This window comes from Streptomyces californicus (assembly GCF_000717645.1).
GTDB classification, from domain to species: domain Bacteria; phylum Actinomycetota; class Actinomycetes; order Streptomycetales; family Streptomycetaceae; genus Streptomyces; species Streptomyces californicus.
In genome coordinates this window covers 144317-159593 of record NZ_JNZZ01000003.1, presented here as the reverse complement: position 1 = coordinate 159593, position 15277 = coordinate 144317, and the positions used below count along the sequence as shown (strand labels likewise).

At 74.4% G+C, this 15277-nt stretch carries 12 protein-coding genes and 1 tRNA gene; 6 read left to right on the top strand and 7 right to left on the bottom strand.

The window, feature by feature from the left end; translation table 11 throughout:
• Nucleotides 1-86: 86 nt before the first annotated feature.
• The 5 genes from IF19_RS0105640 to ligD all read right to left on the bottom strand — a co-directional run bounded on the left by IF19_RS0105640 (nt 87) and on the right by ligD (nt 6173).
• Nucleotides 87-1457 carry a sensor histidine kinase gene (locus IF19_RS0105640; protein ID WP_030113523.1) on the bottom strand — a complete coding sequence of 457 codons (1371 nt, stop codon included), beginning with the start codon at nt 1455-1457 and terminating at the stop codon, nt 87-89.
• Nucleotides 1454-2203 carry a hypothetical protein gene (locus tag IF19_RS0105635; protein ID WP_030113522.1) on the bottom strand — a complete coding sequence of 250 codons (750 nt, stop codon included), beginning with the start codon at nt 2201-2203 and terminating at the stop codon, nt 1454-1456. The genes IF19_RS0105640 and IF19_RS0105635 overlap by 4 nt, the downstream gene beginning before the upstream one ends.
• A 131-nt stretch (nt 2204-2334) precedes the next feature.
• Entirely contained in the window at nt 2335-2652 is a 318-nt protein-coding gene (locus IF19_RS0105630) for a zinc ribbon domain-containing protein (protein ID WP_030113521.1), read from the bottom strand.
• Entirely contained in the window at nt 2649-5015 is a 2367-nt protein-coding gene (locus tag IF19_RS0105625) for a HEAT repeat domain-containing protein (RefSeq protein ID WP_030276031.1), read from the bottom strand. The genes IF19_RS0105630 and IF19_RS0105625 overlap by 4 nt, the downstream gene beginning before the upstream one ends.
• Before the next feature lie 267 nt (nt 5016-5282).
• A complete protein-coding gene (gene ligD / locus IF19_RS0105620; RefSeq protein ID WP_030113518.1) occupies nt 5283-6173 on the bottom strand; it encodes a non-homologous end-joining DNA ligase in 891 nt (296 codons plus the stop codon).
• 58 nt (nt 6174-6231) lie between these two features.
• Between ligD and ku the strand changes: the two genes are divergently transcribed.
• On the top strand, nt 6232-7416 hold the full coding sequence (ku, locus tag IF19_RS0105615) for a non-homologous end joining protein Ku (RefSeq protein WP_030113517.1): 1185 nt from the start codon (nt 6232-6234) through the stop codon (nt 7414-7416).
• 218 nt (nt 7417-7634) lie between these two features.
• Entirely contained in the window at nt 7635-9587 is a 1953-nt protein-coding gene (locus tag IF19_RS0105610) for a serine/threonine-protein kinase (protein ID WP_030113516.1), read from the top strand.
• Here IF19_RS0105610 and IF19_RS0105605 read toward each other — a convergent pair.
• The gene (locus IF19_RS0105605) at nt 9556-11253 is read right to left on the bottom strand and encodes a hypothetical protein (RefSeq protein ID WP_234313155.1); all 1698 of its coding nucleotides are present in this window, start codon (nt 11251-11253) and stop codon (nt 9556-9558) included. The genes IF19_RS0105610 and IF19_RS0105605 overlap by 32 nt on opposite strands.
• A 290-nt stretch (nt 11254-11543) precedes the next feature.
• Between IF19_RS0105605 and IF19_RS0105600 the strand changes: the two genes are divergently transcribed.
• From IF19_RS0105600 to IF19_RS0105590, 3 genes are all read left to right on the top strand, one after another.
• Nucleotides 11544-12854, top strand: a complete 1311-nt coding sequence (locus IF19_RS0105600) for a serine hydroxymethyltransferase (RefSeq protein ID WP_030113513.1) — start codon at nt 11544-11546, stop codon at nt 12852-12854.
• A 298-nt stretch (nt 12855-13152) separates the two neighbouring features.
• On the top strand, nt 13153-13482 hold the full coding sequence (locus IF19_RS0105595) for a hypothetical protein (RefSeq protein ID WP_030113512.1): 330 nt from the start codon (nt 13153-13155) through the stop codon (nt 13480-13482).
• 268 nt (nt 13483-13750) lie between these two features.
• Nucleotides 13751-14326, top strand: coding sequence for a hypothetical protein (locus IF19_RS0105590; RefSeq protein ID WP_030113511.1), 576 nt, complete (start codon nt 13751-13753; stop codon nt 14324-14326).
• Between the two features lie 116 nt (nt 14327-14442).
• Here IF19_RS0105590 and IF19_RS0105585 read toward each other — a convergent pair.
• A tRNA-Arg gene (locus tag IF19_RS0105585) sits at nt 14443-14514 on the bottom strand.
• A gap of 203 nt (nt 14515-14717) precedes the next feature.
• Here IF19_RS0105585 and IF19_RS0105580 point away from each other — a divergent pair.
• A complete protein-coding gene (locus IF19_RS0105580) occupies nt 14718-15152 on the top strand; it encodes a response regulator (RefSeq protein ID WP_317992272.1) in 435 nt (144 codons plus the stop codon).
• Nucleotides 15153-15277: the final 125 nt, after the last annotated feature.

The window sequence follows — 15277 nt, the reverse complement described above, 5'->3', positions numbered from 1 at the left end:
CATGCGATGAGGAGAGGGACCGTGGGGGGTTACGAGCGGGGCTCGTGATCGTCACGCTAGGTTCGGCACACACGGTCCGCAACGCGTCACGATCCGTGAGGGGAGCCCCGCGTTGAGCCGTCCGGGTCGTCCCCGCCGTCCGGACCCCGGTCGCCACCGGGATTTCCGTCCCCGTCGCCGTCGTCGAACGCCACGTACTCCGGCAGGGTCAACCGGGCGAGCGCCCCGCCGTCAGGGGCCTCGGCGAACTCCAGCCGGGCGCCGATGACCTCGGCCTGGCCGAGGGCGATGGTCAGGCCGAGACCGTGCCCCTTGCCCGCCCCCTCCGTACGGAACCGCTGCGGACCGCCCTCCAGCAGATACGCCGGGAAGCCCGGCCCGTGGTCGCGTACGGAGACCACGGGACCGTCCGCCTCCAGCACCACCGGAGGGGCCCCGTGCCGGTGGGCGTTGGCGACCAGGTTGCCGATCACCCGCTCCAGCCGCCGCCGGTCCGTCTCCACCCGGGCCGCGCGGCCGAGCCGCACCTCGGTCGGGGCGCCCGACGCCCGGACCACCCGCTCCGCGACCGGGCCGAGGTCGTGCACGGCGAGGTCGACCTGTTCGGTCCGCGCGTCGAGCCGGGAGATCTCCAGCAGGTCCTCCGTCAGCGCCCGCATGGCCCGCACCCGGTCGCGCACCAGCTCCGTCGGGCGGCCCGGCGGCAGCAGTTCGGTGGCGGCCGTCAGACCGGTCAGCGGGGTGCGCAGTTCGTGCGCCACATCGGCGGTGAACCGCTGCTCGGTCTGGAGCTTGCGCTGGAGGGTGGAGGCCATCGTGTCGAGCGCGCCCGCCACGATCGCCACCTCGTCCTGCGCGCGGACCGGGCGCGCGGTCCGGGGGTCGGCCACCCGGGCGTCGAGGTCGCCCGCGCTGATCCGGCGGGCGACCCGGGCGCTCTGGTGGAGTCTGCGGGTCACCCGGCCGACCGCGAACAGCCCGGCCAGCAGCGTCGCGGCGATGGCCAGCAGGGAGGAGCCGATGATCGCCCGGTCGAGTCCGGCGATGGTGCGGGCGCTGTGGCCGTAGTCCGTCCAGGCGGCGAGCGCCCGGCCGTCCGCCGGGCCCGCCGCCCACATGGCGGGCCCCGGCCGCCCGTGGCGCGGATGCGGGGCGTCCGCGACGAGGGTGCCCCGCTCACCGCCCGCCGCCAGCGCGCGCAGCGAGCCGGGCAGCCCCGGCGGGTCGACGCCCGACCCCGGAGGCAGCGGCTCCCCCGCCTCGTAGGCGTCGGTGGTCGCCTCCAGCTTGCTCAGCGTCTTCTCGCGGGCCTGCTCGACCACCTGCCGGGTGACCGCCGTGTGCACCAGGAAGCCGAGGAGGGCGGCCAGGGTGCAGCACATGGCGGTCAGGAAGACCGCCGACTTCCAGGTCAGGCTCGCGGTCCAGGAGGGCGAGCGGAACCGGCGCCGCCTCATCGCGCACCCGAGGGGGAGCCGGAGGGGGCGGCGGGCGACGAGGGGCCGGTCGTCGGCTTCGGGGCCTTGCGGTGGTCCGGCGTCCGCAGGATCTCGTCCCGGGTGGGCAGCATCGCGCGCTGCCGGTCGTCCCAGGACCAGGCGGTGCGGTACTCGTACCCCGGGATCACCGAAGGGGCCCGCATGATCACGTCGTGGCCCGCCAGCTCCACGCTGATGACCGCGTCGTAGGTGGACATGATCCGGATCAGCCGTTCGCCGTCCGGCATGTAGACGCGTACGGCGAGCTGCCGGTCGGGCATCCGGATGCCGAGCACCAGCTCGTCCCGGCCGTCGCCGGTGAGGTCGCGGTAGTACGGGGCCAGGACCGGGCAGTCGTCCGGCGCGGTCCGGCACGCCTCGATCGCGCGGACCGTGGAGTCCGGCAGCTCGTCGAGGCCGCTGTCCCGGTTCGTCCGCGCCTTGAGCCCCGCCTGCGCCACGGCCACCGGGTCCAGCCGCCGTACGTCGCCGCCGGTCACCCGGACCCCGGGGATACGGGCCGTCTCGCCCTCGCCGTAGTCGTACGGGGCGGCGGAGGCGGGCGGCAGGTCGGGCCAGAGGCCCTGGGGCTCCACGGCCGAGGGCGCGTCCCCCGCGCTCTTCAGCTCGCCGGCCGCGCCGCAACCGGTGGTCAGCAGGGCGAGCGCGGCGACGGCGGACACGGCGGTACGGGTCGCCGCCGGGACACGGTGGGGACGGCGCACAGCTCGTTTCCTCGTCTCCTCTACGGCGGCAGCGGTCTCACACCCTAAACGGACGATCGCCCACAAGGCCGACTTCGCGCCCCCGGACGGCGCCGGCGACGGGATCGGAGGTCACCGGAGGAGGCCGCGGGTCAGCGCTGGTACGGGTTCTGGCCGGGCGGCGTGAAGCCGGGCTGCTGCGGGGCCTGGCCGTAGGCGGCGCCGTCCTGCCCGGCCGATGCCTGGGCGAGCAGCCGGTCCGCCTCCTCCTTCGGTATCTGCCGCTCCCCGCCGCAGAACGTGCACTGGGTGGCGTACTTCGTGGAGAACGGGAACAGCGGCACGAAGAACAGCGTGAACTTCGTGACCCGCTTGCGCAGGGTGTGCGCCGCCGGATTGCCGCACCAGCCGCACACCATGGTCAGGACGGCCAGCTGGTAGAGGTAGCCCTTGGTACCGAAGATGATCATGTCGTGGTCCCTTTCCCCGGCCCCCGGAGCGCCGTTCGGCAGAGCGCCAGGAGCTTTTCGTCCTCGTGGATGTCATGACTGCCGTACCCGCCGTCCATCGCGTTGTGACGGCGTACGGAGGCGAGTTCGCTCCGCAGGACGTGTGCGGCGGCCGACCCCTCGGGCACCGGCCCCGTCCCTGCCAGGCATTCTGCCACCCGGACCCGGACGTGACGGCTGCGTTCCCAGTCGGCGAGCAGGGCCTCGGTGGCCTCCCCGGACCGGCCGGTGACCCGCCACAGCGCGATCGCCGCGTCCACCCTCAGCCACAGCTCCCCGTGCGTGAGCAGCGCGCGCAGCCGGGGCGCGACCGCCTCGGCGCGCGGGCCGAGCGCCCCCAGGGCCGCCGCGGCCGTCCGCCGGTCGTGCGCCTGGTCCGCCCGCAGCCCCTCGGACAGGACGGGCAGTACCGTCTCGGCGTCCCCGGAGACGGCCCACAGCGCCTCGGCGGCCTCGGTCCGGGCCGCCGCGACCGGGCTCCGGAGCAGCGTCCGCAGCTCCGGTACGGCCTCCCGGGCGGCGGGCCCGAACGACCCCAGCGCGCGCAGCGCCGCCGTACGCAGCCACTCGCCCCGGTACTCCGGCGCCCCGCGCAGCACCCGCAGCACCTCGGGGGCCGCCTCGCCCGCCCGCAGCCCGGCCAGCCCGGCCAGCAGCGGACTCGCCCGGTCGTACGCCTCCTCGTCCAGCGCCACCTCCGCGAGCCGGTGCCGCAGGGCCCCGGCGAGCGGGCGGGCCGCCTCCCCGAGGTGGACGATCGCGGCCCCCACGTCGTGCGGCACCTGAGGGAGCTCCAGGGCCGCCGCGAGGGCGGGCAGCACCCGGGGGTCGCCGAGGCGGGCCAGGGCCTTGACGGGGGAGCCGAGGCCGGGCGGGCCGGCCGCCCACGTCTTCACCCAGCTCCCGGGATCGGCGGCCAGCCGGGCGGCCAGGGCGTCGGCCGCGGGCGCGGCGAGGGAGAACAGCTCCTCCAGCACGTGCGACGCGGCATCGGCCAGCCGGGGCTCCGGGTCGGCCACCTGCTCGCCGACGAGCGCCACCAGCTCCTCGTAGGAGCCGCGCCAGGCCCGTATCAGCCCGCCGCTCATCCGGACGGCGTCGATCCGCTGATGGCGGTCCGGGCTGCGCAACTGCTCGGCGAGGAGCGCGGTGCGGTCGGCCACCCGGTCGTCCAGGCCGACGTGGAGGGTGCGCAGCAGATCGGCCGCCCAGGGCGTGGCGTGCCCGGCGTTCTCCTCGGCGAACAGGGCGCGGAGCTGCCCCAGGAGCGTCGGCGCCGCGGTCTGCTCGGCCCGGTGCGCCGCTCCGGGCTCGGTGCCGGCGGCGCCGGTGTCGGTGGTGGAGTCCAAGGCGCCGGTGCCGATGGTGCCGGTGTCGGTGGTGAGGTCCAGGGCATCGGTGCCGGCGGGGGTGGTGCCGGTGGTGGTGGAGTCCGGGGCGCCGGTGTCGACTGCGGTGGTTCCGGCCGCCTCGGCGTCGGCGGGCGCGGGGCCGGACGGCTCCGGGCCCATCGCCCGGGCGTTCATCGCGGTCCTCTCCGGACCGGTGGCCGCCCCGTCCGCGCCGTCCCGCCCGGGATCGGTCCCGCCGCCCGTCGCGGCGCGCATCTCACGCAGCAGCCCCGAGACCACCGGCACCACGTCGCCGGGCAGCCCGTCGGGCGAACAGCGCGCGAGCTGGGCCAGGGCCGCGAGCCGCAGCCCCGGCGAATCCGCCCGGTCCGCCAGCCGGCCCAGCCACTGGCCGACCCGCTCCGCCAGCGGCCGGTGCCGCAGAGCGACCCGGCCCGCCGCCTCCACGAGGGCGAGCCGCACCTCCTCGTCGGGCTCCACCGGCAGCCGCTCCCGCAGCAGCGCCAGCACCCGCACCGGATGCCGGTGCAGCGTCGCGAGCGCCAGGGGCGCCGCGAGCCGCACCCCGGGGTCCTCATCGGAGATCAGCCCGACGAACACCTCCGCGCCCGCCGTGACGGCGGCGGCCGCCATCGCGTAGTTCGCGGCGCCCTCGATCTCGTCCTCGTCGATCTCCGCCTCGTCGTCCTCGTCGAGGTCGAAACCGCCGATGCTGGTGAGCAGTTCGACCACACCGCCCCGGTCCCGTACGCCGGGATCCACGACCAGCTCGAACAGGAACGGGATGCACGCGAGCGTGCACGCGTACACGTCGCCCTGGTGGTGGACCGCGCCGTACATGCCGTCGAGCGCCGCCTCGCGCTCGGCCGGGTCGTCGGACGCCAGCCCGCGCAGCAGATGGGGCACATCGTCGGCAGGCCCGTAGGCATGCTCCATCGACGCCCAGTCGACCTCGTCGATTCCTGAGAACACGCCATCCCCTCCCCACGATCACGGCAGCGCCCGGACCGGCGCGCCCCACGGCGGCGTCCTGTCCTTCCCACCCCGTCCTGGCGCGCTTTGGAGAAAGCGCCTGCGCAGAGTGTGCACCACCGATCCGACAATCCACCCGCCACTTGTGGCCTTTCCTCGGGCCGTAACGAGGTCATGACCTTGTCAAGACCATTCGGCTGTGAGACTCCTGTGAGGTACGGGGCCTTCCCGTACGAGGGCTGTCGTCCGGGCCGGGCCGGGCGAGGGTCATCCCGGCAGCGGACGCGTCTGCTCCGGGTCGTTCAGCGGGGCGAGCGGATCGCCGTACCGCTCCAGCCGGCCGGCCATGTCCCCGGCCCGGAACACCAGCGCCCCGGGCTCCCGGCACCCGGCGATCTCGTCCCAGGTGACCGGGGCGGAGACGGTCGGCTCGGGGCGGGCGCGCAGCGTGTACGGCGCGGCGGTCGTCTTCGACGCGGCGTTCTGGCTGAAGTCCACGAAGACCTTGCCGGGCCGCAGGGCGCGCTTCATCCGGTGCAGGGCCAGCTCCGGAAGGGCGGCCTCCGCCTCCTGGGCGAGCCGTTTCGCGTACGCGGACGCCGCCTCGCTCGGGGTGGGCTCCAGCGGGACGAGCAGGTGCAGCCCCTTGGACCCGGACGTCTTCCCGTACGCCGTCAGCCCGTCGGCCGCGAGGCGTTCCCGCAGCCAGAGCGCCACCGCGCAGCACTCCACGACGGTCGCGGGCGCGCCGGGGTCCAGGTCGAGGACCAGCCGGTCGGCGAGCCCCGGTGCGCCGGTGCGCCACTGCGGGGTGTGGAACTCCACCACCAGGTTGGCCGCCCACATCAGCGAGGCCAGATCGCCCACGACCGGCTGCCGGGCGGACCGGTCCTCGCTGTGGGGGACGGGGGCCGTGGCCACCCAGGCGGGCGTACCGGGCGGCGGATTCTTGGTGAAGAAGAGCTGGCCGCCGGGCCCGTCCGGGTACCGCAGGAAGGAGACCGGGCGGTCGCGCAGGTGGGGCAGGATCACGTCGCCCGCCGTGGCCGCGTAATAGTGCAGCACCTCGCCCTTGGTCGTCCCGGTGGCCGGATACAGAACCTTGTCGAGATTGCTGAGCGGGATCCGTCGCCCCTCCACCTCGGTCATCGGCGTCATACGATAAGAGTCACACGAAACCCTCCCAAAGCGTCTTTCGCAGACAAAGGGGTGAACGGTGAGGTCCATCTGGAACGGCGCGATCTCGTTCGGGCTGGTCAGCATCCCGATCAAGCTGGTCAACGCCACCGAGAACCACGCGATCCACTTCCGGCAGATCCACCTCGCCGACGGTGGCCGGATCCGGTACCGCAAGGTCTGCGAACTGGACGAGGAGGAGGTCTCCGGCGGCGAGATCGGCAAGGCGTACGAGGACGCCGACGGCACGATGATCCCGATCACCGACGAGGACCTCGCCCAGCTCCCGCTGCCCACGGCGAAGACGATCGAGATCGTCGCGTTCGTGCCCGCCGACCAGATCGACCCGCTCCAGATGGACGCGGCGTACTACCTGTCCGCCAACGGCGTCCCCGCCGCCAAGCCGTACACGCTGCTCCGCGAGGCCCTCAAGCGGAGCAACAAGGTCGCCGTCGCCAAGTACGCCCTGCGCGGCCGTGAACGGCTCGGCATGCTGCGCGTGGTGGACGACGTGATCGCCATGCACGGCCTCCTGTGGCCGGACGAGATCCGCGCCCCCGAGGGGGTGGCCCCGGAGGGCGACGTCACCGTCCGCGACGCCGAACTCGACCTGGCGGACGCCCTGATGGACACCCTCGGCGAGGTCGACATGGACAGCCTCCACGACGACTACCGGGAGGCGGTGGAGGAGCTCATCGCCGCGAAGGCGTCCGGCGAGGAGGTGCGCCCGGCGGAGTCGGGGGAGGGCGGCGGCGGCAAGGTCATCGACCTGATCGCGGCCCTGGAGAGCAGCGTACGGGCGGCGAAGAAGTCCCGGGGCGAGGAGGACGCCGCCGCGGACGGCGAGGGCGACGGCGGCGCGGACGAGGGGGACATGGCGGAGGTCCACCCGATCAGGAAGACCTCGTCGGGCGCGTCAGGGAAGTCTTCGGCGAAGACGTCCGGGAGCGCCGCGAAGACCGCGAAGAAGGCCACGCACCGGACCCCGACCGGCAAGACGGTCACCCGCTCCGGGGGCTCCGCCGCGAAGAAGTCCGCACCCAAGTCGACGGGGACGAAGAAGTCCACGTCCACGGCGAAGAAGTCCTCCGGGAGTGGAGGGCGTGGAGGGAGCGGCGCGAGCGGGGGCCGGTCGGCCGCGAAGAAGACGACGGCGAAGAAGAGCGCGTCGAGCGGAGGGACGGCGAAGAAGACCGCGTCCTCCCGCAAGCGGGCCTCGGCCTGACAGCGGGACGCCTCGGACGCCTCCCGGCCCCGGGGGCGGGGGCCTCCTCGGCTTCGTCGCGCACCGGCCGGCCCCGCCCGCAGCGCCCCGCAGCTTCCGCCCGTAACTCCCCGCCGCTTCTGCCCGCAGCGCCCCGCAGCCTCCGCTCGCCGTCCCGTCGCTTCCGCCCGTAACGCCCCGCCGACGCGCAGTCGTACGCCCCCCGTACGCTACGGCCCATGAGCGAAGAGGCTCCCACGGGACGGGTGATCGACGGCCGCTTCACGCTGGTGGAGCGGCTCGGCAGTGGCGGCATGGGCATGGTCTGGCGGGCCCGTGACGAGGCCCTCCACCGCGATGTCGCGCTCAAGGAGGTACGGCCCCCGGACCCGGCCCTCGCGGAGTACGACCCCGAGGGCGCCCGGACCCTGCGCGCCCGGGTGCTGCGCGAGGCCCGCGCCCTGGCCCGGGTCGACCACCCCAACGTGGTCACCGTCCACCACATCGTCGACCCCGGCGAGGACGGCTACCCGTGGATCGTCATGGAGCTGGTGGCCGGCTCCTCCCTGCACGACCGGCTCGCCGCCGGCCCCCTGGAGCCCGCCGACGCCGCCGAACTGGGACGCGGCGTCCTCTCCGCCCTCCGTGCCGCCCACGCCTGCGGCATCCAGCACCGTGACGTCAAACCGGCCAACGTCCTGCTGCGCCGCGACGGCCGCCCCGTCCTCACCGACTTCGGCATCGCCGCCATCCGCGAATCGACCAGCCTCACCATGACGGGCGCCCTCATCGGCTCGCCCGACTACATAGCCCCCGAGCGCATCCGGGGCACCGAGGGCGACCCGTCGTCCGACCTCTGGTCGCTCGGCATGCTGCTGTACGTCGCGGTCGAGGGCCGCCACCCGCTGCGCCGGGCCACCACCCTGGCCACCCTGGCCGCCGTGCTCGACGAGGAGATCCCGCCGCCGGTACGGGCCGGGGCGCTCACCCCGGTGCTGAACGCCCTGCTCACCCGGGACATCCCGGCCCGCCCCGACGCCGAAGCCCTCGACCGGCTGCTGGCCGAGGCGGCCACGGGAGGCGCGCGGACGACCCCGACGCCCACGGAGCCCGTACGGGAGCGGCCCGCGTCCGCCGGTGCCGTACCCCCGCGCTCGGCAGGCCCCGGTTCCGCGCACCCCGGTTCCGTACCCCCGGGCTCGGCAGGCTCCGGTTCCGTACACCCCGGCCCGGCGCACACCGGCTCCGTGCACGACGCGCCCACCGAGTCGGCCGCCACCCCACCCACCGGACCGTCACCCGCGTCCGGAAACTCCGCCACCCCGACCTCCGGGCCTTCCGCGTCCTCCAAGCCCTCCGGGTCCGCCGGTCCCTCCACGCCCCCCGAAGGCCCCCAGGACCGCATCCCCACGGGCTACAACTCCCCGCCCTCCGCCCCCGCTTCGGCCCCCTTCCCCGGCAACCCCTACGCCGCGGCCCCGCAGGAACGCGGCCGTCGCGTCGAGCGCCGGGCGTGGAGGATCAGCGCGGCCTCGTCCGTCGTCTCGGCCGTGGTGATCGCGGGCGCGATCCTCTGGACGGCCGACCCGTTCTCCAAGGACTCCGGCAGCGACGACCGCCCCCGCGACCGGGCGAGCGCCCCGCAGGTCTCCGCCCCCGCCCCGGCCCCGGTGACCGACGCGTCCGACGGGCCCGGCGACACCGGCGGCGCCGAGGCGTCGGAGGAGGCGCCCGCGCCCGTGGACCTGCTGACCCCGGACGGGGCGCGCACCGCGATCGCGGCGATGAAGCCGCTCATGGGAGGGGCGAAGGTCACCGACTTCACCCTCTACGGCGAACACGCCTACGCCGAGGCGCCGTTGAAGTCCAACTCCGCGCTCTACGACCGCTTCAGCTACCGCGACGGGCAGGCGAAGAACGACGACATGGGCGGCACGCTGACCTCCGGCACCACGACGATCGACCTCGACAGCGTCGACTGGGACGTGCTGCCCGCCCTGCTCAAGACGGCCGAGAAGACGCTCAACGTCGAAGCGCCGGAGAGCCGTTACGTGATCGTGGACCCCGCCTCGCCCTTCCACGACGACCGTCCGGTGCTGCGCGTGTACGTCTCCGACTCGCACGGCGGCGCCTTCCTCACCGCCGGCCTCGACGGCCGGGTCATCGATAGGAACCCGCGCCCCAAGGGCTGAGGACCGGCTGGATCGGATCCGGCAGTTGCGGCAGGTCGAGGTCGAACGGGCTGCGCTCGATGACGTACGTGCAACTGGTGTACGTGTAGCCCGGCTGGACCTTCGTCCCCGAGGAGTAGCTGTCCACCCGGGCGGTCGCGCCCGTGCCGTGCTTGTAGAGGAAGTGGTACTCGCCGGCGGGGAGCCGGAGCCGCGCCTTCGGGTAGTCCCTGCCGCTCGCCCGGCACGCCCGGCGCGAGCCCTCCGACGCCCTGTACCGCTCGCAGCCGGCGCACGCCTTCAGGCTGACGGTGCCGGTGACCGGGCCGGTGTAGAGCACCTCGACCGTGTTGGGCGCGTCGTTGCTGATGACGAGTTCCATCCGGGGCCCTCCGGGCCGCTTCGCGGGCGGCAGCCGCTTGCCCGCGGCCGGGCGGTCGGCGGCTATCTCGGCGGCTGTCGCGATGTCCCGCGCCCGCCGCACCCGTCCGTCGTCCCGGTACGCCCGCGAGAAACCGGTCAGCGTCGTGCGGGCCTCCGCGAACTTCCCGTCCTCGAACTGATCGACCCCGCAGGCGTACACGCCGTCCACGACACGCTTGCCGGCCTCGGCCCCCAGCTTCTTCACCCGCTCGTCGGGAAGCTGGGCGGCGGTGGTGCCGAGGCCCCGCAGGACCTCGGTGGCCGCGCAGGGCTCGTCGCCCTTCAACGCCGCGACCTGGGCCGTGATCCGCTCCTCGACGGCGGGCCCGACCTGCCGCGCGGAGGCGGAATCGGGGAACGTACGCAACAGCTCGCCCAGCTCCGCGCCGCCGCCGCCCACCCCGCCCAGGCGCGACACCCCGCACGCGTACAGGGACTCGGCGAGCGGCTCGTCGGGCCAGGAGGCCAGCTCGCCCAGCAGCTTCCGGTCCACCGATTCCGGCAGCGTCCGCAGATGGGTCAGGGGCGCGACGGCCTCGCAGTGCCGCTTCTGCTCGTACGGGGCGGAGACGCTTCTGTAGTACGCCTCCAGCCGGTCCGGCACGAGCTTCGCGGCCCGGGAGCCCGGGTGGTCCTCCGCGAGCGCGCGGTAGACGCGGAGCGCCTGCGCGTACGTGCCCTTCGCCGCGTCGTACGGCTGCCGCCCGGCCGCCTCGACCCGCTCGTCCCCGTCTGCCAGCCTCTCCAGCAGCATCCGCTCCCGCGCCTCGTCCCGCGCGGAGCCGTACACCGCCGCCCCGCCCGCCGGCACGGTCAGCAGCACCACCCCGAGCCCGACCGCCACCACCGGCCGCCACGCTCCGCCCAGCGCCGAACGCCGGGCGATCCGGGCCCCGTCGACGGCGGCGGCCACCAGCACCAGCAGATACCCGACGAGCACGCTCTTGGGCACCCCGTCCGGATCGGCGGGCAACGCCGCCCACACCAGCGACCCGGTGGCGGCCCAGCACACCACCGCCCGCCCCCAGCGCCCCACCAGGGCGTACCCGAGCCCGAGCCCGCTCAGATTGAGCAACGCCGCCCCGGTCGACCGCAGAGCGGCCCCGTCCGGCGGCGGCCCCACGGACGGCGCACGGGAAGGCGGCGGCGGCGCCCCGAACCCGGCGTCCCCGCCTCCCGCACCGGGCGGCCCGCCCGTCGGCGGCACGCCCCCACCGAACCCGGCTCCCCGCCCCGCAGCCGCGCCCCGATCACCGGACTCCATACGGTCCCCCCACCGCCGAGCCGAAAAGTCACCGGGAATCTGCCCGTTTCCACCGCCCGCCACGCACGGTCACGTCGCCCTCTTCGGACGTCGGCCCACCATTGCCCCCGCCCACCCCCTACACTGCCGAATGCCGCGACTGGCGCGTGCCCCGGCAGGGGCGCTCCGTGGAACCGACCACGAGGAAGCGGCGCACCCCGGGCCCGCCCGGGGCGTCATCTCCGGAGAGCCGTCCGCCTGGGCATCCGGGTCCACGCCGCCCCGCGCGGCCGACCCGGAAGGCGTCTTCCATGACCACCCGCACCAGCACCCCGACCGCCGCCACCACGGACACGGCCGCGCCACGCCATCCGGCGCTCACCGCGTCCGACCCCGAGCTGGCCGGCCTGATCGGCGCCGAGGAGCGGCTCCAGGCCGACACCCTGCGCCTGATCCCGAGCGAGAACTACGTCTCCGCCGCCGTGCTCGAAGCCTCGGGCTCCGTGCTCCAGAACAAGTACTCCGAGGGCTACCCCGGCAAGCGGTACTACGAGGGCCAGCAGGTCATCGACCGGGTCGAGACACTGGCGATCCGCCGCGCCCAGGCCCTCTTCGGCATGGACCACGCCAACGTCCAGCCGTACTCCGGCTCCCCGGCCAACCTCGCCGCCTACCTGGCCTTCCTCCAGCCCGGTGACACCGTCCTCGGCATGTCCCTCCCGATGGGCGGCCACCTCACGCACGGCTGGGACGTCTCCGCCACCGGCCGCTGGTTCCGCGGCGTCCGGTACGGGGTGCGCCGCGACACGGGCCGGATCGACCTGGACGAGGTCCGCGACCTGGCCCGCGCCGAACGGCCCAGGCTCATCTTCTGCGGCGGTACGGCCGTTCCCCGCACGATCGACTTCGCGGGCTTCGCGGAGATCGCCCGTGAGACCGGCGCCGTGCTGGTCGCCGACATCGCGCACATCGCCGGCCTGATCGCGGGCGGCGCGCACCCCTCGCCCGCCGGTCACGCCGACGTCGTCTCCACCACGACGCACAAGACCCTGCGCGGCCCGCGCGGCGCGATGCTCCTCTCCACCGCCGAACACGCCCGCGCCATCGACCGCGCGGTCTTCCCCGGCCTCCAGGGCGGCCCGCACAACCAGACCACGGCGGCCATCGCGGCGGCCCTCGGCGAAGCCGCCACCGCCGGCTTCTGCTCCTACGCCCACCAGGTCGTGGCCAACGCCCGTACGCTGGGGGAGGAGTTGACCGCCCACGGCTTCGACCTGGTCTCCGGCGGCACCGACAACCACCTCCTGCTGATCGACCTCACCGACAAGGACGTCTCCGGCAAGGTGGCGGCCAAGGCGCTCGACCGCGCGGGCATCGTCGTCAACTACAACACCGTCCCCTACGACCCCCGTAAGCCCTTCGACCCCTCCGGCATCCGGATCGGCACCCCCGCCCTCACCTCCCGGGGGGTCCCCGCCTCGGCGATGTCCACGGTCGCCACCTGGATCACCGCAGTGGTCGAGGCGGCCCGCACGGGCGACGAGGCGGCGATCACGAAGGTACGGGGCGAGGTGAAGGACCTCATGGACGCCCACCCGGCACCGGGGCTGCCGGTGTCGTGAGGCGGTGTCGCCGCGGGTCAGGACGCCCGGCCCGCGGGCGGCGGAGTCACGGACGGTTCGATGGCCGACCGGACGTGGGGCCGCGTCGTACCGCCCGCTCGCGGGACGGTTCCCCGCGGGCGCCGTCGACCCGGCCGTCGGACCGGACCGCGCGTCTGCCGGGGCGGGCGCCGCTCTGAGCGTGGCCGAAGCCGGTCCCGCGCCCTTCACATCTTCTCCGCCTTCCCCACCGCCCTTTGTGGCACCGTGGATCGACTGATGATCCGGACGTCCGGGCATCCGCTGAGGGGGGACCTTGATGCGACTTCGTACCGCCACGGCCTCGGCCGCGCTCGTCCTGGCCACGGTGATGGGGGCGGCGGCCTGCTCGTCGTCGCCGACCGCTGACGCCGAACGGCCGCCGGCCCCCACCGCCCCGGCTCCCGCCGAGGGGCTGGATGGGCTGGAGGGGAAGATCGAGACGGGCAAACGGGCCGCCGGGGAGCCCGAGTTGAACGAGCAGAGCGTGGCCGGGCCCGCGAAGTGCGCCACGTCCGCCGCCGACATCCCGGAGGACTGCGCGCTCGACCTCACGTTCGCCGAGTTCACGGAGGGGGAGCGGGCCGAGGCGCCGCCGACGCTGCCCTAGGGAGAGCGGCGGCGGAAGAAACGGGAGGGCGGGCACACCACCGTGTGCCCGCCCTCCCGTTCGTGTGTACGGCGCCTGCTCACCGAAGTCCTCCGGCACGGCGCCGGGGGCTGCCGGGCGACGCTGAAAGCCCATCACCAGCACCGTGAGCCACATGCGTCACAGAAGCCCCTTCCATCCGTCACAGCGATCTCTTAGTCTCACACCTTGTTCACATCTGATTGTTCGATGATCTCGATACCGGGATCAGGCGCGGGGGTAGCGAAGCATGCGTAACAACTGGCGCTCGAAGTTGAGCGTTCTCGCCGGAGCGTCGGCGCTGGCCGTGTCGGTCGTCACCGCGACGCCGGCCCTGGCCGACGAGGCTCCCGAGACCCTCGTCGAGGTCCAGCTGCCGACGGGCACCAGTGTCATCGAGGGCACCGCGACGGCGCCCGGCGCCGAACCGGGCGACCTCCTCTTCCCGGCGGACGAGGACGAGGCCGTGGCGGCCGGAAAGGCGAACCCGGTGGCGTCCGCCAAGGCGGGCCCGTCGAACACCTGCCTCGGCGGCGTCGCCGCCTACGGGGTGCAGGGGTGCTTCCAGCACAACGGCGACATCGTCTGGTCCGGCGACACGAAGAAGGACGGCATGTCCTCGGCGGTCGGCGTCTACACCGACTACGGGCGCGCCGCGGAGGTCTGCGTCAACAAGCTCGGCGTCAACACCTGGGCGACCTGCAACAAGGACTACCGGGAGAGCGGCAACGTCCGTCTGCGGGTCCTGCGGTACGACGGCGACACCGGCAAGTTCTACCAGCCCGAGTCCTGGTCGGGCTGGATCCCGGTCGACGGGAAGTACTGACCGCACAGCCCGCGCGGGCGAGCCGGACCACTCCCGGCCCGCCCACGCGGGCTGTGGCGTGCGCAACACGAAAGAACCGGACCAGCCTCTGCTGGTCCGGTTCTTCGATCCGGAAGTGCCCCCGGCAGGATTCGAACCTGCGCACCCGGCTCCGGAGGCCGATGCTCTATCCCCTGAGCTACGGGGGCGAATCGCGGTGTTGCTCTGCGACGGGTGGAACACTACCAGCTCCCACGGGGTGCCTGTGAACAGGTATTCCGCAGCCGTCCGCGTGCCGGACGCCGCCGGGTTCCGCCACGCCGGGACGGCCCGTGGCGGCGTGGGAGACCCGTCCGGGGCGGAAGTGGACAAAACCCGGACGCCGCCCCGCCGGCGGTCCTACCCTCGAAGGGTGTCAGGGGCGTACGGCCGCGTGCTTGTTGTCGACGACAACAAGGTCATCCGGCAGCTGATCAGGGTCAATCTCGAGCTGGAGGGCTTCGAGGTCGTGACCGCGGCCGATGGTGTCGAATGCCTGGACCTGGTCGGAAGAGTCCGCCCCGACGTGATCACCCTCGACGTCGTGATGCCCCGGCTGGACGGTCTGGCGACCGCCAACCGGCTGCGCGCCGACCCCCGCACCAGTCGTCTGCCGCTGGCCGTCATCAGCGCCTGCACGCCCCACGAGGTCGAAGCGGGCGTCGCGGCCGGGGTGGACGCGTTCCTGGCGAAGCCGTTCGAGCCGAGCGAGCTGGTGCGGATCGTGCGCCGGCTGGCGGGCGGAGCGGACGCGCCCGCGACGGGCGGGCGGCAGGGCGCCGGACGCGCGGGCAGCGCCACCGGCTGATGCGCGGACGACCGTAGGGCACGGGCCACCGGACGCCGGCACGGCACAACCCACCGGACGACGGCGCGGCATGGGCTACCGGACGCCGGCACGGCACAACCCACCGGCGACCGCACGGCACAACC

Excerpts from the sequence above, each read along its gene's own strand:
- ligD (WP_030113518.1), bottom strand. The coding sequence starts at position 6,173 with ATGACGCCGATGACCGAGGTGGAGGGGCGACGGATCCCGCTCAGCAAT.
- IF19_RS0105640 (WP_030113523.1), bottom strand. The coding sequence starts at position 1,457 with ATGAGGCGGCGCCGGTTCCGCTCGCCCTCCTGGACCGCGAGCCTGACC.
- IF19_RS0105595 (WP_030113512.1), top strand. The coding sequence starts at position 13,153 with ATGCGACTTCGTACCGCCACGGCCTCGGCCGCGCTCGTCCTGGCCACG.
- IF19_RS0105605 (WP_234313155.1), bottom strand. The coding sequence starts at position 11,253 with ATGGAGTCCGGTGATCGGGGCGCGGCTGCGGGGCGGGGAGCCGGGTTC.
- IF19_RS0105610 (WP_030113516.1), top strand. The coding sequence starts at position 7,635 with ATGAGCGAAGAGGCTCCCACGGGACGGGTGATCGACGGCCGCTTCACG.
- IF19_RS0105600 (WP_030113513.1), top strand. The coding sequence starts at position 11,544 with ATGACCACCCGCACCAGCACCCCGACCGCCGCCACCACGGACACGGCC.
- IF19_RS0105630 (WP_030113521.1), bottom strand. The coding sequence starts at position 2,652 with ATGATCATCTTCGGTACCAAGGGCTACCTCTACCAGCTGGCCGTCCTG.
- IF19_RS0105590 (WP_030113511.1), top strand. The coding sequence starts at position 13,751 with ATGCGTAACAACTGGCGCTCGAAGTTGAGCGTTCTCGCCGGAGCGTCG.